Source organism: Nocardia sp. 852002-20019_SCH5090214 (assembly GCF_001665865.1).
GTDB classification, from domain to species: Bacteria; Actinomycetota; Actinomycetes; order Mycobacteriales; family Mycobacteriaceae; genus Nocardia; species Nocardia nova.
On the sequence record NZ_LZMK01000140.1, the window covers coordinates 38,442 to 59,944 of the forward strand.

At 69.1% G+C, this 21,503-nt stretch carries 13 protein-coding genes; 4 read left to right on the forward strand and 9 right to left on the reverse strand.

The features are described 5' to 3' along the window. Entirely contained in the window at positions 1-6,300 is a 6,300-nt protein-coding gene (locus A5780_RS12020; RefSeq protein ID WP_064908462.1) for a type I polyketide synthase, read from the reverse strand. 391 nt (positions 6,301-6,691) lie between these two features. Here A5780_RS12020 and A5780_RS12025 point away from each other — a divergent pair, with 391 nt between their 5' ends. Continuing rightward, the gene (locus A5780_RS12025; RefSeq protein WP_063018795.1) at positions 6,692-7,246 is read left to right on the forward strand and encodes a nuclear transport factor 2 family protein; all 555 of its coding nucleotides are present in this window, start codon (positions 6,692-6,694) and stop codon (positions 7,244-7,246) included. Here A5780_RS12025 and A5780_RS12030 read toward each other — a convergent pair. The 3 genes from A5780_RS12030 to abc-f all read right to left on the reverse strand — a co-directional run bounded on the left by A5780_RS12030 (position 7,232) and on the right by abc-f (position 11,730). Continuing rightward, positions 7,232-7,930 carry a TetR/AcrR family transcriptional regulator gene (locus A5780_RS12030; RefSeq protein WP_063018788.1) on the reverse strand — a complete coding sequence of 233 codons (699 nt, stop codon included), beginning with the start codon at positions 7,928-7,930 and terminating at the stop codon, positions 7,232-7,234. The two genes, A5780_RS12025 and A5780_RS12030, sit on opposite strands and share 15 nt — an antisense overlap. After that, complete coding sequence (locus A5780_RS12035; protein WP_064908473.1) at positions 7,927-9,567, reverse strand: MFS transporter; 1,641 nt, start codon at positions 9,565-9,567, stop codon at positions 7,927-7,929. The genes A5780_RS12030 and A5780_RS12035 overlap by 4 nt, the downstream gene beginning before the upstream one ends. 507 nt (positions 9,568-10,074) lie before the next feature. Continuing rightward, positions 10,075-11,730: a ribosomal protection-like ABC-F family protein gene (gene abc-f, locus A5780_RS12040; RefSeq protein ID WP_064908474.1), complete on the reverse strand. Its 1,656-nt coding sequence runs from the start codon at positions 11,728-11,730 to the stop codon at positions 10,075-10,077. A 448-nt stretch (positions 11,731-12,178) separates the two neighbouring features. Here abc-f and A5780_RS12045 point away from each other — a divergent pair, with 448 nt between their 5' ends. Both A5780_RS12045 and A5780_RS12050 read left to right on the forward strand, forming a co-directional pair. Beyond that, a complete protein-coding gene (locus tag A5780_RS12045) occupies positions 12,179-14,890 on the forward strand; it encodes an AAA family ATPase (protein ID WP_064908463.1) in 2,712 nt (903 codons plus the stop codon). A gap of 128 nt (positions 14,891-15,018) precedes the next feature. Beyond that, positions 15,019-16,050: an alpha/beta fold hydrolase gene (locus A5780_RS12050; protein ID WP_064908475.1), complete on the forward strand. Its 1,032-nt coding sequence runs from the start codon at positions 15,019-15,021 to the stop codon at positions 16,048-16,050. Between the two features lie 100 nt (positions 16,051-16,150). Here the strand turns inward: A5780_RS12050 and A5780_RS12055 are convergent, their stop codons facing one another. Continuing rightward, positions 16,151-16,792 (reverse strand): helix-turn-helix domain-containing protein, encoded by a 642-nt coding sequence (locus A5780_RS12055; protein ID WP_063016029.1) that lies wholly within the window; start codon positions 16,790-16,792, stop codon positions 16,151-16,153. 132 nt (positions 16,793-16,924) lie between these two features. On the opposite strand from A5780_RS12055, the gene A5780_RS12060 reads away from it, so the two are divergent. Then, the gene (locus A5780_RS12060) at positions 16,925-17,734 is read left to right on the forward strand and encodes a class I SAM-dependent methyltransferase (RefSeq protein ID WP_063016030.1); all 810 of its coding nucleotides are present in this window, start codon (positions 16,925-16,927) and stop codon (positions 17,732-17,734) included. Positions 17,735-17,738: 4 nt separating this feature from the next. Here the strand turns inward: A5780_RS12060 and A5780_RS12065 are convergent, their stop codons facing one another. The 4 genes from A5780_RS12065 to A5780_RS12080 all read right to left on the reverse strand — a co-directional run bounded on the left by A5780_RS12065 (position 17,739) and on the right by A5780_RS12080 (position 21,385). Further along, on the reverse strand, positions 17,739-18,941 hold the full coding sequence (locus A5780_RS12065; RefSeq protein ID WP_064908476.1) for an RNA polymerase sigma factor: 1,203 nt from the start codon (positions 18,939-18,941) through the stop codon (positions 17,739-17,741). A gap of 4 nt (positions 18,942-18,945) precedes the next feature. Then, positions 18,946-19,290 carry a YciI family protein gene (locus A5780_RS12070; protein WP_063025817.1) on the reverse strand — a complete coding sequence of 115 codons (345 nt, stop codon included), beginning with the start codon at positions 19,288-19,290 and terminating at the stop codon, positions 18,946-18,948. 10 nt (positions 19,291-19,300) lie between these two features. Further along, positions 19,301-19,882, reverse strand: a complete 582-nt coding sequence (locus A5780_RS12075; RefSeq protein ID WP_064907216.1) for a dihydrofolate reductase family protein — start codon at positions 19,880-19,882, stop codon at positions 19,301-19,303. A 135-nt stretch (positions 19,883-20,017) separates the two neighbouring features. Further along, positions 20,018-21,385: a DUF2254 domain-containing protein gene (locus tag A5780_RS12080; protein ID WP_063016033.1), complete on the reverse strand. Its 1,368-nt coding sequence runs from the start codon at positions 21,383-21,385 to the stop codon at positions 20,018-20,020. Between the last annotated feature and the right edge of the window lie 118 nt (positions 21,386-21,503).

The window sequence follows — 21,503 nt, forward strand, 5'->3', positions numbered from 1 at the left end:
TCACGCTGCCGTACGGTCGGACGTTGCTTCTTCCTGGGCGATCTGGGCGGCGATCTTCACCCCGAGACCGGCCAGCGACAGGCCGGCGCCGATGGACAGCACCGACATCTTCACGCCGAGGCTTTTCACCACACGCGCGCCGAATTCCATGGCCATCAGCGAATCGAGGCCGAGTTCGCTGGTGGGTGTCGCCAGATCCACGGTGTCGGCATCGACGCCGAGCACGATCGCCAGTTGCTCGCCGAGCAGACAGGCGACCACCTCGCCGCGCTGTTCGGAATCCAGTGCCAGAATTTCCGCGCGCAGCGCGCCGACGACGCCCGCGCCGCCCCCGGCGGCCGCGACCAGTTCGGCGAAGCGTGGTGCGCGTGCCGAGGATCGGTGCGCCAGCGCCCATTGGCTCCAATCGATGTCGAGGATCGCGCACTGGGTGACCGGCAGCCGCAGGGTTTCCCACAGCAGCGCGGTCGCGAAATCCATGTCCAGGGAGCCGTAACCGGTCATCTCGGCATAGCGCGACACCGCCCGCGAATCGGCCATCCCGCCGTCGCCGCGCATGAACCCCCAATCCACCGAGATCGCCGCCAGCCCCTGCGCGCGCCGCGTCCAGGCCAGGGTGTCCAGGACGGAATTCGCTGCGGCATAACCCAATTGGGGCGAGAGCCCGGCGATTCCGCTGGCCGAGGCGTAGAGGACGAACAGGTCCAGGTCCAGTCCGGCGGCACGGGTGGCCCGGTCGAGATTGAGCGCGCCGAGCACTTTCGGCCGGAATATCTCGTGCAGCGATTCCGGAGTGACCTCGGGTATCTCGGTGTTGTTGACCACGCCCGCGGCGTGGACGAGTCCGCGTAGCGGTGCTCCGTCGGCGGCGATCCGGTCCAGCAGAGCCGCCACGGCGTCGTAGTCGGCGACATCGACCCGTTCGGCGCGCACCCGTACTCCGTCGGCGGCGAAGCGGGCGAGTTGTGCGCGGGCGGCCGCGGTGCGAGCGCCGCCGCGACCCACCAAAACCAGATTGCGGGCGCCGCGTCGCACCAGCTGCCGGGCCGTCGCGAGTCCGAAGGCGCCGAATCCGCCGGTGACGAGATAGCTCGCCGCCGGGTCGATGTCGACCTCGCGGGGCAGATGCCGGACCTGCGGGTGGTCCGCGCGCAGATCCAGTGCCACCCGCCCGATCTGCGCCGAGCGAGCGACCGTCTCGAAGGCCGCGCTCAGCTCGTCCAGGCCGAAGACGGTATTCGGCAGCGGCGTGTACTCGCCCGCATGCAGGGCCTGCACAACGCGCCGCGCGGCCCGCCGGACCTGCTCCGGGCGGCGGGCGAGGATGCGGTCGATATCGACGGCGAAGAACGACAGGTTGCGGTCGAAGGGCCGCAGATCGATGGTTCCCGATCCGTAGATGTCGGCCTTGCCGATATCGACGATGCGGCCGAATTCTCCCGCGACCCGGAAGTTCTGCTGCAGGATCTCACCCGGCGCCGAACTGTAGACCACATCGGCGCCCGCGCCGCCGGTCAGTCGCAGCACCTCGTCGACGAATCCGATCGACCGCGAGGACAGTACCTCGTGGGCGCCCGCCGCCCGCACCCGTTCGCGGCGCTCGGCGGTGCCCGCGGTCGCGATGACCCGGGCGCCGAGCCGCAGCGCGACCTGGAGCGCCGCCATACCCATACCGCCGGCCGCGCCGTGCACGAGTACGGTCTCACCCGGTTGCACGCGCGCCAGCTCCCGCAACCCGATCTCCGCGGTGAACAGCGGCATGACCGAGGTGCAATGCAGCGGATCGAAGGTGCCGGGCTCGAAGATGTCCATCACGGTGGTGGCGCCGGTATCGGTGCGCAGGGTGACGAACTTGCGCACGATTCCGGGTGCGACGACGAAGATCTCGTCGCCCGGCGCGATCCCGGTCACCGCGCTGCCGACCCGTTCGACGACGCCGTATCCGTCCATCCCGATCTCGGTGCCGAAGAAGGTGCCCTCGAGTTCACGCTCGGTGAGCACACCGAGCACCTTCAGCGCGTCCTTGTAGTTCAGGCCCACCGCCCGCATCCGGATCTCGACCTCGTCCGGGCCGGGGGCGACTCGGTCCGCGGTGGCCAGGGCCAGATCGGGAAGCAACCGCGACCGCGGGATGTCGAGTCGATACGACTGCTGCGGATCCACCAGCGGCGCAGGGGTTTCCCACTCCCGGATATGCGCCGGGAGAGTGTGCCGCCAGCGAATCGTCCAGCACGCACCGGCCCGCAACGCCACCTCGTCGATGCTGGTGTCGGCGTAGATTCGTTCGATGATGTCGGCGGCGGGCGTGCCGGGTTCGGTATCGACGAGCCGCCAGTGCCCGGCCGGTAGTTCGTTGAGCAGTTCGCGGCGGGCGCCGGTGAGCGCCGCATGGTCGAGGCGGGCGAAATCGTCGATCGGCAGACACAACGCGTTCTCGGTGACGATCACACCCCGGACCTCGACCGCACCCGAATCCGTTTCGGCGAGAAGCTGTTTCACCGCGCGGGCGACCTCTGCCGTGCCGTGTACGCCGGCGGCGGGGTCGAGATCCTCACCGGCGGCGACCACTACGCGCAGTCTGCCCGAGTCCCGCGCGGCGGTCCGGAACAGATCGGCGAGCGCGGCGGCGTCGTACGCCCCGGAGTGTTCACCGACCGTCACCGGCTCGACCGTTCGCGACGTGGCGATCTCCTTGGCGCGCTGGCAGATCTGCGCCCCGAGATTGATCACCACGAACGCCTCGTCCGGAGCCGGGGCGGCCGCGGGGTCGCCGCCGTCGGTGACGATCTCCCAGACCGGTTCGTAGAACAGCTCGTCGAGCCGTTCGGTGAGTGAACGTGTGGCGGTGAGGTTACGGAACCGCACCCCGAGCAGGCTCATCGCGACCGTGCCGTCGGGGGCGGCGATCCGGATGTCGGCACGCAGCGCGTCGGCCGGATCGCGCGTCACGACCACCACCGGATCCTCCGGCAGGGGGCCGTGTCGGCGGACTCCCGATATCGACGCGGGAACGACGACGTCGTCGTCCGAATCGGGCTGCGGGCCGGACTTGTTCGCGTACAGCGCCGCGAAGCACTGCAGCGCGGCATCGACGATGGCCGGGTGCGCCAGATGGCGGTGGGCGCGATCGCGATCGCTGCCGTCGACGCGGGCGAGGACGGTGTCGGCGCCGACGGCGATGTGGCGTAACCGGCGGAAGGCGGGACCGTAGCGGAGTCCGTGTGCGGCCATTCGCTCGTAGACGGTGTCGCTGGCGATCTCGACCGCATCGGGTGCGGGATCGGTGTCGACGCGACAGGAGTCGATATCGGCCTCGACGAGCCGGCCGTAGGCGTTGACCGTCCAGTCCGAGCCGGTGGCCGGGCGGGATCGGATCGTGAAACGCCGGGTGCTCTCCTCCACGCCGATCCGCACGACCGGTACATCGTGGTCGTCGATCACCAGCGGGCTGACGAATTCGACCCCTTCCAGGCCGAAGGTGTCGCGGCCGGTGCGCGCGGCGACCGCACTGAGCGCGGCGTCGAGGTAGGCGGCGCCGGGCAGCACGACCGCCTGCGCGACCACATGGTCGTGCAGCCACGGCAGATTCGATACCGACAGCTGCACCTCCCATTCCGGTGCGGTGGCCGCGGTGCGGTCGCCGAGCAGGGCGTAGCCGCCGGGCGTGCCGAGCCGGTCGAGTTCGGTCTCCGGCTGTTGCGACCAGATGCGCCGGCGCTGCCACGGATAGCGTGGCAGGTCCAGATGCGGTGTGGCCGTGTCGATTCCGGCAGGCAGCCGGTCACCGTCGAGCGTTCCCGCGCGGTAGAGGTCGGCGAGGGCGCTGTGCAGATTCGCGTGGTCGTCACCACCGCGGGCCAGCGTCGGCACGGCGGCCCCGGTCACGCCGTGATCCAGCAGGATTTCGCGGATGCTGCCGCTGAGGACGGGATGCGCACCGATCTCCAGGAACACCCGGTGCCCGTCGGCGAGCATCGTGGCGACGGTGTCGGCGAACCGTACCGTGTCGCGCACATTGTGGCACCAGTAGTCGGCATCCCAATCGTCACCGGTCGCGCGCTGTGCGGTGACCGTGGAGTAGGCCGGAATCGTGGCCGCCGCGGGGGACAGGGCCGCGAGTTCGGTGCGCAGCTCGTCGAGAACGGGATCCATGCGGCGACTGTGATACGGCACTTCCACCCGCAACATCCGTGCGAACGTGCCGTCGGCGGTGAGGCGGTCGGCGAGGTCGCGCAGTACCGTCACATCGCCTGCCAGTGTGACCGCCGAGGGACTGTTCACCGCCGCGATATCGATGCCGGAGGCGTCTGCCGCCAGTTCCCGCGCCTCGGCCTCCGCGAGACCGACGGCCAGCATGCCGCCGGTGTGCGCGGTGGTGGCCTGCAACCGGGAACGGTGATAGCTCACCGCGACCGCCTGCGCCGCTGTCAGCGAACCGGATACGTAGGCAGCGGTCACCTCGCCGACGCTGTGACCGACCACCGCGGCCGGACGGATCCCCAGCGCGGCCAGCTCGGCCGTGAGCGCTGCCTGCACGACGAAGTTCGCCGGCTGGGCGATCTCGGTGCGGGTGATCCGCGAATCGTCTTCGTCACAGAGCAATTCCGCGAGAACCGACCAGCCGGCCAGTGCCCGGAACTCTCGATCGATCTCGCGAGCGGCGGCGGCGCCGGGACCGTCGGCTTCGAGCAGAGCCCGGCCCATCGCCCACCACTGCGGCCCCATTCCGCTGAACACGAACACCGGATCCGTGCTCCCCTCGGAGATCGCTCGTGCGGGTGTCCGGCCGCCACCGGCCGCGAATTCGGTCAGCTGCGCTCGGAGATCGTCGCCGTCGGTGTAGAAGAAGGCCGTGCGCAGCGGGTGGTGTGCGCGCCGCACCCATGCCGCGGCGGTCAGGTGGTGCGGCGGCACCGCATCCGATGCCACGCACAGCTCGGCCGCCAGCACGCGCAGCGCGGACTCGTTTCGCGCCGACAACGGCAGGACGGGCAAAGACGATGCGGTGTGGGCTGGTTCGGCCGTCTCGGGCGCCGGCCCGATCAGCACATGCGCGTTGGTTCCGCCGTAGCCGAAGCTGTTGACGGCGACCACCGGGAGTCGCAGCGGTTCGGCGCGCAACGGCACCCGCAGGCCCAGGCCGTCGAAATCGATCTCCGGATTGGGCTTGTCCAGCCGTGCCTGCGGGGCGATCGTGCGGTGATGCACGGTGAGCGCGGCCTTGATAACGCCGGCGACGCCCGCCGCGGCCTCGGTGTGCCCGATATTGTTCTTCACCGACCCGACCGGCAGCGCCTCCGTGCGTTCCGGCACGGCCCCGTACACCGCGCCCAGCGCGGTCATCTCGATCGGATCGCCCACCGGAGTTCCGGTGCCGTGCGCCTCGACGAAGCCGATGTCGTGCGCGGCGATCCCCGCCTGCTGCCGCACCCGCTCGGCGAGCTGCTGCTGCGCAACCGGATTCGGGACCGGCACGGCCAGGGTGCGCCCGTCCTGATTCACCCCGCTGCCGCGCACCACGGCGTAGATGCGGTCGCCGTCACGGACCGCCGCGTCGAGCGGTTTGACGACGATCGCACCGGCACCTTCACCGCGGCCGTATCCGTCGGCGTCGGCGTCGAAGGATTTGCAGTGCCCGTCCACGGCCAGGAACCGGCCCTTGCACATGGAGACGAACGTCTCCGGCTGCAGCATCGCGTTGGTGCCCCCGACGATCGCCGCCGAACATTCTCCGGTCTCCAGCGCTCGCACGGCCTGGTGCAGCGCCACCAGGGAGGACGAACATGCGGTGTCGATGGTCATGGTCGGCCCGTGCAGATCGAGCAGGAACGCGATCCGGGCCGAGAGCAGCGTGTGCGAGGAACTGGTCGGGGTGTGCGAATTGATCGAGGCGCGAACGACATTGCGGCTCACCGCGTTGTCCATCATGAAGCCGCCGACGAATACGCCGATATCGCGCCCGCCGACCCGCCCGGCCATCCCGCCGTCGTCGAGTGCCTCCCAGGCCACCTCGAGCAACAGCCGCTGCTGCGGGTCCAGGATGGCGGCCTCGCGCTGGGAGATGCCGAAGAAGTCGGCGTCGAAATCCCACAGCGATTGCGTCAGGAAGCCGCCGTGACGGGTGTACATGCGCCCGGGGGCGTCGGGATCCGGGTCGTAGAACTTGTCGAGACTCCACCGATCGGCCGGGACCTCAACGACGCCGTCGCCGCGGCGGAGCACGAAATCCCAGAACGAGTCCGGACCGTCGATACCGCCGGGAAAACGACAGCCGATCCCGACGATTGCTGCATCGGACATTGCGCGGTCCTCTGATTGTCTGCACCGAGTCGTGCACATGTGCACGGAAGCGGTCGAACCATTCATATACGAACAACAGCGAGCATAGATACGAACCGCTCGCGGCGGTTGGAGAATTGTCGAAAGTCGTTGTGCGAGTTGACTCGAGGGCATGGTGCGCTGAATTTTCGAAATGACATCCGGCCTGCTGACAGTGTTATTTTCGGGCTGACGATGTTATTTCCCGGAGCTCGACAGTGATTATGTCCGAGCCATGACGATGTTATTTGCGGCCATCTGCGCCATATGATCGAACAATGACATCGTTATCGGCCGGCGTGCGCGCCGGGCCCGGTGAAATAACAATGTCACCGCCATTCATGACATTGTTATTCGGGTACATTCAGCCGTCATGAAATCCGGTGAATTCGCGCTCGATCCGGGAGCCGACCCGATTACCGACCCCGCCTGGCTGCGCGGGTTCGTCGACCACTACATCGCCGGGTGGAACGCCGGTGACGCCGCCGCCGTCGCCGCCTGCGTCAGCGAGGACACCCGCTGGCTCGACCCGTCCGAAGAACATGTCATGATCGGCCGGTCCGCGGTCGCGGCATTCGTCGACGACACCGTGCGCTCGTTTCCGGATGTGGCCTATCACCTTGTGTTCGAGCCCGCCGTCACCGCCGACGGGCTGGCCGCGATCGTGCCGTGGCGGATGACCGGCACCAATACGGGGCCGATCGATCCGCCCGGATTCGCCGGTACCGGCAAGAAGTTCGACCTGTTCGTGGTCGACATCTGGCAGTTTCGCGAGGGGCTGATCTGGCGTAGCAAGGCCACCTGGGACCTGAACGAACTGTTGCTGCAACTCGAACTGCTACCCAAGCGCAACGGTTTCGCCGAACGCGCGATGGCTCGCATGCAGCGCGCCGGCGTGCGGCTGCGCCGCCGGTCAGGACGTGGGTGAGAGCACGCGCTCCACCGCGCGGTGCACCGAGCGCTGCACCCACTCGGGATCGGCGCCCATGCCGATCATGATGTTCACGATCGAGGGCAGCAGTACCTCGCCGACGCCCTCGTCTCCGTAGAGCCCGGCCATGTCCAGCTGGATGAAACCGTAGAGACCCGTCCAGAATTGGGCCGCCGCCGCCCGTGCGTTCTCCGCGCGAACCAGGCCGGCGTCGAGGGCGCGCTGGGTCGCCCGCACCACGTGGTCGAAACTCTCGGCGAAGTTGTCGAAGTCCGAATCGCCGGTACCGGACAGGATGTTGCCGCGATGCAGCTTCACCTCCGCCCTGGGTGATTCGGTGGCGAACATCAGGCGGAACAGTTCGGGTTTGCGCAGCGCTTCGTCGCGAAAGACGAAGCCCAGCACCAGAATGTCGGTGATCGGGTCGTCGGTGCACCCACACTCGGCCAGCCGGGCCGAGAGCTGGGCGAATCCGGCCGAGCCCACCGCGCGCAGCAGTCCGGGCATTCCGCTGAAATTGGAGTAGATCGCCATGGTCGACACTTCGCAGATCCGCGACACTCGTCGCACGGTCAGGGAGGTCAGGCCCTCCGCGGAGATGAGTTGAATAGTCGCGTGGATCAAGCGATCTCGTAACGACTGTGCCACCGCGGCACCGGATTCACAGGCAGTCGCGCTCATGCCGCCGCCACCGTTCGCAGTTCGGCGGCGGTGATGTCCTCCAGGGAGCGGCGCCGCGTCTCCACGATGTAGACCACCGCCGCGATCGTCGCCAGCGCGATCGGCACCGCACTGATCAAGGCCATGACGCTGATCGAGGGCGCGGCCACCGCCAGCACCACCAGTGCGATCACACCGACGCCGCCGGCCTTCGTCATGGCCGCCGCGACACCGCTGCCGCGCGAGCGGATCCGGGTCGGGTAGATCTCCGCGCCGTAGGCGACGATCACCGCCACGATCGAGCTGGAACCCCAGATGGGCACTACCAGAAGGGTATTGAGCAGCAGCCGGTGGTCGGCCACATGGTCGCCGAGTATCACGAATCCGGCCAGGGTCACCGCCAGCAGCGCGCCCAGCGTGATGAGGGTCCATTTGGTGGAACGGTGATAGCAGTAGGCGACGGCGAAGTTCAGCGGGAATCCGATGAGGGCGGAATCGCGCAGGATGCGATCGGCGGTCACATCGCTGAATCCGAGATTGCGCAGATTGGTCGGCAACCACAACTGGAATCCGTAGGTGACCAAGCCGACCCCGAGCCCGATCAGTGACAACACCACGGTGACACCGAGATACGGCCGCCGCAGCAATTGTCCGAACCCGTCGCGCACGCCGTCCTCGGCGGCCAGTTCGCTGTGCTCGACCGGGACGATCTCGGCGTTGTAGGTGCGCAGCACGTCTTCGGCCTCGCGGTGACGGCCGACGGCCAGCAGGTAGCGCGGCGATTCCGGGATCCAGCGCACCAGCAGCACCAGCAGGAATCCTGTCGGCAACCCGAGCAGCCACAGGCTGCGCCAGCTGTAGGTGTGCCCGATGGTCGACGAAAGCCAGCTGGTGACGATGTAGGCGCCGGCGATGTCACCCCCGATCAGCACCAGCAACCAGCCGCGATGCCGGGCGGGGATGGTCTCCGAGAGAAGCGTGAACGCGATCGGCAACATCCCCCCGGCGCCCAGCCCCATGACGAAACACATCGCCACGTTCCATTCGAAACTGGGCATCGCGCCACAGATCGAGGTGCCCACGAAGAAGATTCCGGCCAGCAGGATGGCGGCCTTGCGTCCCATCCGGTCGCCGAGCCAGCCCCACAGGAGCGAGCCGAGTACGGTGCCCGCGATGCCCGACAGCGGCAGCAACGCGACCGGCAGCGCGTCGACATGCGGGTTGGCCGGTGTTCTCAGGTGGTATTCGGCGCCGACTCCGGGTACCACGAACGACAGTGTCGTCGGCTTCATCACATCGATGGTGATCGCGGCCGCCATCACCAGCATCAGCACCACGTGCACGCGGTTGATGGGGGCGTCGTCGAGGGCGGCCACCCGCAGCGCGACCACCCGGTGGTGCACCGATCGAGTCGGGAAAAGGCCGTAGGTGGTCAGCGCCAATCCGGCCACGATCAGCGCCATACCGCAGATCATCGCGGTGTCCATGGGCATTCCCGCCATGCGGTAGCCCATGTCCCGGGCCATCCGGAACATCGGCAGGTGCAGCAGCACTCCGCCGGTGGTGGCCGTCAGGCCCAGCCAGAACGCCCAGGTGCGCCGGCCGGCGCCGAGTGTGTCGGGTAAATGGGGAGATTCGACGGATTCCCTGCCTTGCATCACCGGATCCTCGTCTACTACATCAGCCGCCACCCCTCGGCCGTCGAACAGCTACCGGGCGGTAGCCTACACACGAAACGTGCAGATCGATGGCCTGTTTCGGAAGATCTAATGTGAAAAGCCTTCTCCGGAAATACTTTTCGCGTGCGGTATCGGCGAGCGGTCGCGGGCCTACCGCCGATGTCCCCGAGTGGGGCGCGTCAGCAGCAGTTTTGCGGAAATCCGGCGCCGGGCGGATGGCGCCGGCGCGCAGGGGAGTGTGGATTGTGTGCGACTCGGGCTAATCGGTGGTTACCGATCGCTGCGGTAGGTACGACAACACGCCGATTCTAGTGGCGGGCAGAAGGTCATACCTGCCAGTGGTGGGAACGGTCGGCGACGGGGCGTGAGCGCGCGAGCCGCCCCGACGCGCGATCCGCGTGACACCGAAACCGGTCGTCCCCCGATGGCGGCGGACGAAACGCTCGATTCGACCGCCGCCACGCTCGGTTTCGGAGCCGTCGGGTGTTATCGGGGAGACGGGGGTTCGGCGGATACGGCGGCGTTGTCGTCGGCCAGGCGGCCGTCCGCGAGTCGCAAGTGCCGGCTCACCCGCACCTCGGCGAGAAAGTGTTCGTCGTGACTGACGACCACGATCGCGCCCCGATAGGACTCCAGGGCGCCGACCAGCTGTCCGACACTCACCAGATCGAGGTTGTTGGTGGGTTCGTCGAGCAACAGCAGTTGCGGCGCGGGTTCGGCGAACAGCACGCAGGCCAGTGTGGCCCGCAGTCGCTCCCCGCCGGAGAGGACGCCGACCGGCAGATGGGCGCGCGAGCCGCGGAACAGGAAGCGCGCCAACAGATTCATCCGCTGCGCGGCGGGCAGGTGCGGGGCGGCGGCGGCCAGATTCTCCGCCACGGTCCGGTCGGCATCGAGCAGGTCCAGCCGCTGGGACAGGTAGGCGATCCGGCCGTCGGCGCGGGTAACGGTACCGCTGTCGGGGGTGAGGTCGCCGTGCACGATGCGCAGCAGCGTGGACTTGCCCGCGCCGTTGGGTCCGGTCAAGGCGATGCGCTCGGGTCCGCGGACGGTGAGATCGGCGCCCTCGCCGGCGAACAACTCGCGCTCGCCGAAGCGGAACCGGATGTGCTCGGCGGCGAACAGCGTGCGGCCGGCCGGGACCTCGGTATCGGGCAGGTTCAGCACGATGCGCTGTTCTTCGCGCAGCGCCCGCCCGGCCTCGTCGAGGCGGTTCTTCGCGGCGTCCAGCCGGGCGCCGTGGGTTTCGTTCGCGCGACCCGCCGACTGCTGGGCATTGCGTTTCATGGTGCCGGCGAAGATCTTCGGCAGTCCGGCGTTGCCGAGATTGCGCTGCGCGTTGCTCGCCCGGCGCGCGGCGCGTTCGCGAGCCTGCTGCAATTCCCGCTTCTCGCGCTTGACCTCCTGTTCGGCGGTGCGGATGTTCTTCTCCGCCACCGCCTGCTCGGCCTGCACCGCTTGCTCGTAGTCGGTGAAACTGCCACCGTAGTAACGGATTTCGCCGTCGTAGAGTTCGGCGATGCGATCGGTGCGGTCGAGCAGGGCCCGGTCGTGGCTGACCAGCAGCAGGCAGCCGTTCCAGTCGGTGAGCACGTCGTAGAGCTGGTGGCGCGCCTCGAGATCGAGGTTGTTGGTGGGTTCGTCGAGCAGCAGCACATCCGGTCGCCGCAGGAGCTGCGCGGCCAGTCCGAGCGAGACGATCTGCCCGCCGCTGAGGGTGTGCAGCCGCCGGTCGAGCGGCAACGCGCCCAGCCCGAGCCGGTCCAGTTGAGCGCGCGTGCGTTCCTCGATGTCCCAGTCGGTGCCGATGGTGGTGAAGTGCCGCTCGTCGGTGTCGCCGGATTCGACGGCCGCCAGCGCGGCCAGCACCGGTGCGATGCCGAGAACCTCAGCGACCGTCAGCTCTCCGGTCAGGGGCAGATTCTGCGGCAGATATCCCAGGGCGCCGTCGACGGTGATGCTGCCCGCTGAAGGGGTCAGCTCGCCGGCGATCAGGCGCAGCAGGGTGGTCTTCCCGGCGCCGTTGGGGGCGACCAGGCCGGTCCGTCCGCCCGGCACGCTGAAGGACAGATCCCGGAACACCGGGGTGTCGTCGGGCCAGGTGAACGACAGGTTCGAACAGACGATGAAGGCATCGGACATGGTGAGACCTCGAAAGTCGTTGCGGCACGGTGCGATCGCGCCGCAGGGTGATCGGGTGAACGACGACATGGCCACGTCGGCGGCGCCGCGTGCGCCTACCGGTGGCCGTGACTTCCGGGTCTATCCGGAGATGTCGAGTTCACCAACCATGTCTGGTCTCCTTGATCTACCGACTCCGCCCGACGATAACAGCCGGGACCGCATCGCACGGAAAAGGTCAGGTCGGGTTACTGCTCGTGCGTCGACGGGCCGTCCGGGCGAGGTGGTGTTCATCGCCGCCGCCCGCGGCATTCCGAGCCTGTTCCCGGGCGGGATCGCGCCCCGGAGTCCGCTGGTTCGCCCGTGGAACCGATAGTGTCGACGGCATGCCGAGTTCGCTCGGTGTGTTGCTATCGCCCCGCGGTGACCGGCGCCGGCCGGTGCCGGGAGCGGACAGGAGTGCTCACGGATGTCGCTGGTCGGACGGGAATCGGAACTCAAATATCTGGACGAGTCGATCACCGGCATCGCCGAGCGCGGCGGCGTCGTCGTCATCGCGGGCGAAGCGGGGATCGGTAAAACCGCGCTGCTGCACGAGGTCGCGGCGATGGCCAGGCTGGCGGGCGTCCGGGTCGTGACCGTGACCGCGACCGAGGCCGAACAGCAGCTGCCCTACGCCGGATTGCATCAGATCGTGTTCCCGCTGCGTACCGGCATCGATGCGCTGCCGCCCACCCAGGCCGCGGCACTGAACGCCGCGCTCGGATTCGTCGACGTGGCCGCACCGAGCGAATATCTGATCGGTGCGGCGCTGCTGACCCTGCTCAGTGATCGGGCGGCCGAACAGCCGCTGCTGCTGGTGGTGGAGGACCTGCACTGGCTCGATGCCGCCACCGCCGGCGTGCTCGGCTTCCTCGCCCGCCGGCTGGAATCCGAGCCGATTGTGCTGGTCGCCGCCACCCGGGACGCGCAGGCGGCGCTGTCGCAGGCCGGGCACCCGACGCTGGCACTCTCGCGACTGGGCGAGGAGGAGGCGCGGCAGCTGCTCGACACCGCCGCGCCCGGCCTCGACGATCACCGGCGAGAACGGGTCCTGGCGGCCGCGGCCGGAAATCCGTTGGCGCTGAAGGAATTACCCTCGGCCACCGACCGGACCGAGGCGGCGTTGCCGCTCACCGAGCGGCTGGAACGTGCGTTCGGTTTGCGGGCCGATCGGTTGCCCGAGACGACCCGCACCGTCCTGCTGCTCGCCGCGCTCGACGAACTGTCGGTAGCGGAAACGCTCGCGGCCGCCGCACTGCTGCTCGGCGGCCCGGTCGACGACGCGGACCTGACCCCCGCCGTCACCGCGGGGTTGATCGAGATCGATTCCGGCGCAGTGCGATTCCGTCATCCGCTGATGCGGTCGGCGATCCCCGCCGGGGCGCAGCCTGCCGCCCGCCGTGCCGCCCATCGTGCGCTGGCCTCGACCCTGCGCGAGCAGCCGGACCGCGCCGCCCGCCATCACGCGGCCGCCGTCACCGGACCGGACGACGCCGCCGCGGCCGAACTCGAGGCCGCGGCCGAGCGGGCGTTGCGCCGGGGCGGGGTGGCGGCGGCGATCACGACCCTGGAAGACGCCGCCCGCCTGACCGACACACCGGCGGCGCGGGTGGGACGACTGTTGCGCGCCGCCGAGCTGGCGGTGGAATCCGGCGAGCGCGACACCGTGGATCGGCTGCTGCGCGCCGCCGGTCGCCAGGATCTCGACCAGCGTCAGCGCGCCTTGGCGACCTGGCTGGTCAGCGGATTCGACGACGGCGTCGGTGAGGATCCGGCCCGCACCACCGAACTTGCGAAACTGGCCGAAACCGTTGCAGCGGAAGGGGATCGGGACCTCGCGATGCGCATCCTGTGGGGGACCGCCATGCGCTGTTTCTGGTCCGAGCCGGGTCCGGACGCGCGCCGCGCCCTGCTGACCGTCGCCGACGGTACGGGTCTGCCCGTCGGCGATCCGCGGATCGTGGCGATCACCGCCTACGTGGCCCCGTTCGAGCGCGGCGCGACGGTCTCGGAGCGACTGCGCGCACTGGCCGGGCGCACCGGCGCCGATCCGGAGGTGGACCGCTATCTCGGCAGCGCGGCGTTGCAGATCGGCGCCTTCGCGCTGGCCGGCCGCTTCTCCGCCACGGCGATCACCGGCCTGCGGGAACAGGGCAGGCTCGGCCTGCTGACCAGAGCGCTGGCGGTGCGGGCCTGGAGTTGTGCGCGCACCGGTGATCTGGTGGGCGGTGCGGCGGCCGCGGCCGAGGCCGGGCGCCTCGGACCGGAAACCGGCCAGCACTTCATGTACGGTCTCGCCGTCGCTGTCGGAGCCGAAATCGCCGCGCTACGAGGCGATTTCGACGAAGCGATCGAGCGAGCCGAGGAGGCCGAACGGATCGGCGCGGCCGCCGGCGCGCGACCGGTACTGGCCACCGTGCAACGGGCCCGCGCTCTCGTCGCACTCGGACAGGGCCGCTACGACGACGCGCTCGCCGACCTGCGCCGAATTCTCGACCCCGCCGATCCGGCCTATCAGCTCGCCCTGCGCGCCTACGTCGTGGGCGATCTGGTCGAGGCCGCGGTGCGCGCCGGGCGCGTCGAGGAGGCGGAGGAGGTCGTGCGTGAATTCGAGGAGCCGGCCCGGCGTAGCCCGTCACCGGCCCTGCATGTCGGCCTGCGCTACGCCCGCGCCCTGCTCGCGTCGGCCGAGTCCGCGGAAGACCTGTTCACCGCTGCTCTCGACGCCGATCCGGACGGGTGGCCGTTCGAACGCGCCCGCGTCCAGCTCGCCTTCGGGGAGTGGTTGCGCCGGCAGCGGCGCATCGTCGAGTCGCGGGCACAGCTGCGAGCGGCCCGCGACACCTTCGACGCGCTGGGCGCGCGGCCCTGGGGCGATCGCGCGCGGCGCGAACTCCGGGGCGCGGGGGAGACCAGCCCGCGCCGCGACCCCGACGCACGCGACAGCCTGACCCCGCACGAACTGGGTATCGCGCAGCTGGCCGCCGAAGGGCTCACCAACCGGGAGATCGGGCAGCGGCTGTATCTGTCGCATCGCACCGTCAGCACCCACCTGCACCGCATCTTCCCGAAACTCGGTGTCACCTCCCGTGCCGAACTGGCCGGCGCACTGCGCACCGCGACGGATCCGGTGCCGTAGCCCGCACGCGATGACGTATGCACATACCGTCATCCGACGGGCGCGACAGCACACCCGTGCCGCCTACCGTTTCTCGTATCGCAGCCGTGGCAGTGGGCGCGGCGGACGAGAACACGGGAGATGAGCAGATGTTCACCAAGAAGCGGTTCGCGCAGATCATCGCGGCGGCAGCGGTAGCGGCGTCGCTGGCGGCGTGCTCGTCGGGTACGGATGCGCAGGCTCCCGCCGCTCCGGCGAGCGCCGCGGGCGTCGGCGCCGGTGAACACACCACGCTCGGGCCGATCAAGCACATCACCGCCGGTGTCCTCGACACCGCCTACGTCGAATACGGTCCGGAGAACGGCCCGGCGGTCGTGCTGATCCACGGCTGGCCCTACGACCCGGCGAGCTACATCGACGTCGGCCCGCGGCTGGCCGCACAGGGCTACCGGGTGATCGTGCCGTATCTGCGCGGCTACGGTCCGACGCGATTCCTGTCCCCGGATACCGCGCGCAACGGTGAGCAGGCGGCGGTCGCGCACGACATCGTCGCGCTCATGGACGCGCTGCACATCGACAAGGCGATCCTCGGCGGATACGACTGGGGGGCAAGGACGGCCGATGTGATCGCCGCGCTGTGGCCGCAGCGGGTGAAGGCGCTGGTTGCCGTGAGCGGATACCTGATCACCGATGTGGCGGCCAACCAGCAGCCGCTCGCGCCGGCCGCGGAGGCCGGTTGGTGGTACCAGTACTACTTCGCCACCGACCGCGGTGTGCTGGGCTATCGCCGCAACGTCCACGACTTCGACAAGTACATCTGGAAGACCGCCTCGCCGAAGTGGAACTTCGACGACGCCACCTACGACCGCAGCGCCGGCTCGTTCGACAATCCCGACCATGTCGATGTCGTGATCTCCAACTACCGCTGGCGTCTGGGCCTGGTCCCCGGCGAACCGCAGTACGCCGCGGAGGAGACCGCGCTGGCGCAGGGCCCGGCGATCACCGTCCCGACCGTCGCCATCGGCAGCGATTTCGACGGCGCCAATGCCGACGGCACGAGCTACCGCGCGAAGTTCACCGGCAAGTACGAACACCGCACGCTGCCCGGGGTCGGCCACGATGTCCCGCAGGAAGCGCCCGCGGCCTTCGCGCAGGCCGTGATCGACGCCGACCATCTCTGAAACCGCTGGGAGACAACGCAACACCCGCGCCACGATGTAGCGGCGCGGGTCTTGCGCTGTTGTGCCGATGTCCGCGTCCGCGGTCTCGCCTGTGCGGAGGTTATGAGTCTTGCGCGACGGGCCGCAGGCGGGTGAGTGCGTCGTGGTCGCCGCGTGCGGCGAGGCCGAGCTGCTGTGCCACGTTCAGATCGATCACGCCGGTGAGCAGGCCGAGGACCGCATTGGCGGGTCCGTCGAGGGTCAGATCGGCGGCGTCGGTGCTGCCGACGCGGGTCTCGACGCGACCTGCGCCGATGTCGACGACCGCACGCACCTCGTCGACGACGAGTTGAATCACCACCGGTGCGGCCGCGGGATCGGCGTCGGCGGTGAACCATCCGGCTGCGTAGGCCAGCCACTGCGGGAGGAACGCGTCGTCCGGGTCGACCGTGTCCATGTACCGCAGTCCCCAGCGTCCCAGTGCTCGCAGTGCGGGTTCCAGTTCCCGGCCCGCATCGGTGAGCCGATAGAGAGCCGATGCGACGGGCGGCGGCGCGTCGTCGCGGGCGATCAATCCGGCGTCCTCCAGTTCGCGCAGGCGGGTGGACAGCAGATTCGCGGCGATGCCGGGCAGCCCGTTCTTGAGATCGGTGAATCGGCACGGCCCCTGGATCAGCAGCTCGCGCACGATCAGCAGGGTCCAGCGATCGCCCACCACATCCAGCGCGCGGGCGATCGAACAGTACTGGCCGTAGCTTCGCATGCGTCCACTATACCGGCCTGAAGTAGAGATTCTGAATTTGTTAGTTGAAAAACTCTACTTTCTCGTCCTAGCATGAAATGGCAAGGTCGGTCGCCGAGTGGCCGGGAATTCCCTCTGTATCGGAGCAAGCGCATGACTCGCAGCCAGATCCCCGCCCAGTACGCCACCGGCGCGGCCCGGGCCGATATCGAACGGGCGTTGCTGGCCGCCGGAAAGGATCTCGGCCGCCTGCGGCTCGACGATCTGGCGATGCTCGAGGACTTCCACACCAGTGGGCGCATCGCCACCGGTGAACTGGCCGATCTGGTCGACATCTCTTCCGCCACCGAGGTTCTCGACGCCGGCACCGGCATCGGCGGCACCGCCCGATACCTGGCGGACCGATTCGGCTGCCGGGTCACCGGAGTCGATCTGGTCGAGGAGTACTGCGAGATCGCTCGCTGGCTCGACCGGCTCGTGGGGTTGGACGACCGCATCACCGTGCGGTGCGCCGATGTCACCGCACTACCGTTTCCGGACGGCGCCTTCCAGGTCGTATTCAGTCAGCACGTCCAGATGAATATCGCCGACAAGAACGGCCTCTACCACGAAATGCGCCGAGTTCTGGCGCGTGGGGGACGGCTCGCACTCTGGGATATCACCGCCTCCGGCGCCGGTGAACCCGACTATCCGCTCCCGTGGGCCGACGGCCCCGGCTTCGGTCACCTCACCACGCCCGCCACCCTGCGGACGACGATCGAGGCGGCCGGATTCGCCGTCGAGCGGTGGGACGACCGCACCGACGAGGCCGTGGCCGTGATGCGCATGGTGCGCCAGCTACCGCCGAGCCCGCTGGGCCTGCACGCCTTCGTGCCCGACTTCGCCACGCGCGCAGCACATCTCACCGATGCGCTGGCCGACGGGCGGCTGCGCGCGATTCGCGCGGTGGCGCGGGCGCGGTGACCGGTCAGCGGGGTGTGAGCGCGGCACTTCGGGTGGCGAGGTAGTCGCGTTCGCGTTGATTTCCGGTGAGGCGGGCCGCGGTATCGAAACTGCGCCTCGCCTCGTCCGTCCGGCCCAGGCGGGCAAGCAGATCCGCGCGGACGGCGTGAAACAGGTAGTGCTCGGTCAGGTCCAGGCCGTCGACGAGACTCAGTGCCGCGGCCGGCCCGTCGACCTCGGCCACCGCCACCGCTCGATGAAGTGCCACAACGGGATTCGGGTCCAGGCGCGCCAACCGGTCGTAGAGCGCGAGGATCTGCGTCCAGTCGGTGACCGGATCGGTGTGCGCGGCATTGATCGCGGCGAGCAGCTGATACCGGCCGGGGCGGTTGCGGCGCAGGCAGGTGCGGACGATCGCCCGGCCCTCCGCGACCAGTGCGGCATCCCAGCGGCCGCGGTCCTGGTCGGCGAGCCGGACGAAGGCGCCGGTCGCATCGGTGCGGGCGCCGCGGCGAGCATGGGTGAGCAGCATGAGGGCGAGCAGGCCCGCCGCCTCCGGCTCCTCGGGCATCGACTCGACCAGTGCGCGCGTGAGCCGCACGGCCTCCTCGCACAGGTCCGCGCGCAGCAGTTCCGTGCCCGACGAGGCGACATATCCCTCGTTGAAGATGAGAAACAGGGTCGCGAGCACCGAATCGAGCCGCTCGGGCAACTCGGCCTGGCCGGGCACCCGGTAGGGGATACGGGCGTCGCGAATCTTGGCCTTCGCGCGGGCCAGTCGCTGCGCCATCGTCGCCTCCCGGACCAGGAACGCGCGCGCGATTTCGGGCGTTGTCAGCCCGCCCAGCAGCCGCAGCGTCAGCGCGACCTGCGCGGGCCGGTTCAGTGCCGGATGGCAGCAGGTGAAGATCAGCCGGAGGCGCTCGTCGGGCACGGCGGTCTCCTCGGCGTCGTCGGGCGGGGCGTGCACGATCGCCGCCTCGGCGTACTTGCCGGCCCTGGCGGATTCGCGGCGCAGCGTATCGATGGCTCGGCGCCGGGCGGTGGTGATGATCCACCCGGCCGGACTCGGCGGCGGTCCGTCCTGCGGCCAGCGGCGCAGCGCGGTGGCGAAGGCGTCGGCGACCGCGTCCTCGGCCAGGTCGATATCGCCGAGCGTGCGAATCAGCACGGCGACGGCCCGGCCGTATTCGGCGCGGAAGACGGCGGCGATCCGATCCGGCGTCATCGCGTCAGAACGGCGGAACATCCCGGAACGGGCGGATTTCGATCGGCAACGTGGTGGCCGCCGCGGCCTTGCGTCCCCAGGCCAGCGCCGCGTCCAGATCGGCCGCGGTGATCACCCAGATGCCACCGATATGTTCCTTGCCCTCCAGATAGGGCCCGTCGGTGATCAGCCCGTCGGCGCGCACCACGGTCGCGCTGTCCGCCGCGTGCAGGCCGCCGGTGAACACCCACGACCCGCTCTCGCGCAATTCTTCGTTGAGGCGGTGCAATTCGGCGACGATCCGTTCCATGGTCTCGGCATCGGGCGCACCACTGTCGGGTTGGTAGATCGAGAGCAGATACTCGGGCACGGCCCTCTCCTCAGCGCCGGGCGTAGCGGGCGATGATCACACCCGCGGTGGTCGCGACGCTACCGAGGAGGCGAAATTCGGTCAACGGCGCCGCGCCCTCGAACAACCTGGTCCCCGCACCGAGGGTGAGTGGGTGGATCACCAGCGTGTACCGATCGATCAGCCCGGCGGCGTGCAGGCTGCGCACCAGGGCCGCACTGCCGATGATCGACAGATCCTTTCCCGGACGTGCCTTCAGTTCGCGCACGGTCCGAGTCGCGTCGCCGCGCAACAGAATCGAGTTCTGCCACGCGTCGACGTCGTCGAGGCCGGTCGATGCGACGTACTTCGTCGCCGCGTTCATATGTTCGCTGTAGGGGTTGTCGTCCGCCCGTCCCCACACGGTGGTGAAGTCCTCCCAGGTGCGCCGCCCGAACAGCATGTCGCCGGGCCGGGCCATATCCCCGCCCATCTCCCGGGCGAGCACCTCGTCCTGAAATCGCTGCCCCCAGCCGCCGAACGGAAAACCGCCCCGGGTGTCCTCGTCCGCGCGTCCCAGCCCCTGTACGACACCGTCGAGCGTGACATTCATGGTCACCGTGATCGCTCGCATCGCCCTGCTCCTCTCGATTCCGGGAACGCGCACGATCGCGCCCCTCACCTCCTATACGAACGGCCGCCGCCGGAATCGACATCGGGCGAAGAATTGTCGAGTCGCCGGCGGCGATCCGATCTGAGCGCCGCCGAGCTACGGCTTCGGATTCGGTGTGAGCGTGGTCTTTCGCGATCGCGTGGCGAGCGCCGAGCGCTCCGCCGCGATCTGGCCGCGCAGGGCGTGGCAGCGGCGCAGGACGTCGGCGCGGTCGGGTTCTTCCGGGATGAGCGGGACGGCGTGCTCGATCATCGTCGCCTGTTCGAGGATCACCCGGAGCCGATCGGGGTCGGTGACGCGGTCGGCGATCTGTGCCAGCGCGTCGAGCTGGCGAATCATCACGGCCGGCTGCCCGGCACCGGCCTGGCGGATCTTCTCGAACGCGCGCTGCACCAGCCGCTCGTAGCTGACCTGGGCGGCGAGCACCCGGATATGACCGTCCTTGTCGCGGCGCACCGGATTCGGCTCCCAGGTGACCGCGATCCGCGACAGGCAGTCGCCGAGCCAATCGATACACGTCAGCACCGTGAAGGTGTCGTTGGTCGCGGAGGCGAGCGCACGCAGTGCGATCTCGACGATCTGATCGACGCCGAAGGAGACGTCCTGCACCAGGCTGCGCATCGAGCCGGTGACGTGGCCGCGGGAGAATTTCTTCTCGATCCCCTTCGCGGCCTGTGCCGGCCACACCCGCGCGATCACCTGCCCCTCGGTCACGAAATGTCCTGGGCGATAAGGTAAATGGATGACCGCATCCGCTTCGGCGGCCAGCCGGACCAGCCGCTCGTAGCGGATGTACTGGAGATATCCGCTGCTGGAGGTGCGCACCTCGCCACCGGAGCGGGCCAGCAGATCGCGGAGTTCCCGCGCCGACGGACCATGTTTCGCCCCGCTCGCGGTGGTATCGGCATTGGCGTCGACCGCCGTGCGCACTTCGCGCGCGATGTCGGCGACCACATTCGGCAGCTGGATCTGCCCGCCGATGTGATTGATGAAGTAGATCAGCACCGCCAGATCCACCACCAGCGAGCCGATCGACACCGTCGCGCTGATGTGCGGGACGAAATTCTCGCCGACCGACACCAGTGCCGCGATGGCGTAGACGAAGGTCGCGACGAAGGTGCCGAGCGTCAGCTGGGTGCCGCGGTCGCGGATGAAGTTGCGCAGCATGCGCGGCCCGAACTGAGTGGAGGCCAGCGTCAGCGCCAGGATCGTGATCGAGAAGACGACACCGACCACGGTGATGATCGCGGCCGCGATGGCGGTGAGAACCTGGCGTGCCGCATCGGGCGTGCCGCCCAGCACCCAGGTGGGCAGGCTCGTGCCGTTGTGGTAGGCCGCGCGGTCGAGCGTGAAGGTCAGTGCGAACAGCGCCACCGCGGCCAGGACTTCCAGCGTCGGGACGAACCACAGATTGGTGCGCAGCCGTTCCCGCCACCGATCCGCCTCGAGCGAGATCCCTTGCACGCTGGACCTCCTTGCGCTCTCGCCGACGGCGAATTTCCGGCCTGTCGACCCGAACCTACCTCCACCTCTCGGCGGAGATCGAATCGTGGCGCGGCGCGGGCGCAGCCCGTTGAAGAGA

Coding starts and splice junctions, on each gene's coding strand:
- A5780_RS12020 (WP_064908462.1), bottom strand. CDS start 6,300: ATGTCCGATGCAGCAATCGTCGGGATCGGCTGTCGTTTTCCCGGCGGT.
- A5780_RS12025 (WP_063018795.1), top strand. CDS start 6,692: ATGAAATCCGGTGAATTCGCGCTCGATCCGGGAGCCGACCCGATTACC.
- A5780_RS12030 (WP_063018788.1), bottom strand. CDS start 7,930: ATGAGCGCGACTGCCTGTGAATCCGGTGCCGCGGTGGCACAGTCGTTA.
- A5780_RS12035 (WP_064908473.1), bottom strand. CDS start 9,567: ATGCAAGGCAGGGAATCCGTCGAATCTCCCCATTTACCCGACACACTC.
- abc-f (WP_064908474.1), bottom strand. CDS start 11,730: ATGTCCGATGCCTTCATCGTCTGTTCGAACCTGTCGTTCACCTGGCCC.
- A5780_RS12045 (WP_064908463.1), top strand. CDS start 12,179: ATGTCGCTGGTCGGACGGGAATCGGAACTCAAATATCTGGACGAGTCG.
- A5780_RS12050 (WP_064908475.1), top strand. CDS start 15,019: ATGTTCACCAAGAAGCGGTTCGCGCAGATCATCGCGGCGGCAGCGGTA.
- A5780_RS12055 (WP_063016029.1), bottom strand. CDS start 16,792: ATGCGAAGCTACGGCCAGTACTGTTCGATCGCCCGCGCGCTGGATGTG.
- A5780_RS12060 (WP_063016030.1), top strand. CDS start 16,925: ATGACTCGCAGCCAGATCCCCGCCCAGTACGCCACCGGCGCGGCCCGG.
- A5780_RS12065 (WP_064908476.1), bottom strand. CDS start 18,941: ATGACGCCGGATCGGATCGCCGCCGTCTTCCGCGCCGAATACGGCCGG.
- A5780_RS12075 (WP_064907216.1), bottom strand. CDS start 19,882: ATGCGAGCGATCACGGTGACCATGAATGTCACGCTCGACGGTGTCGTA.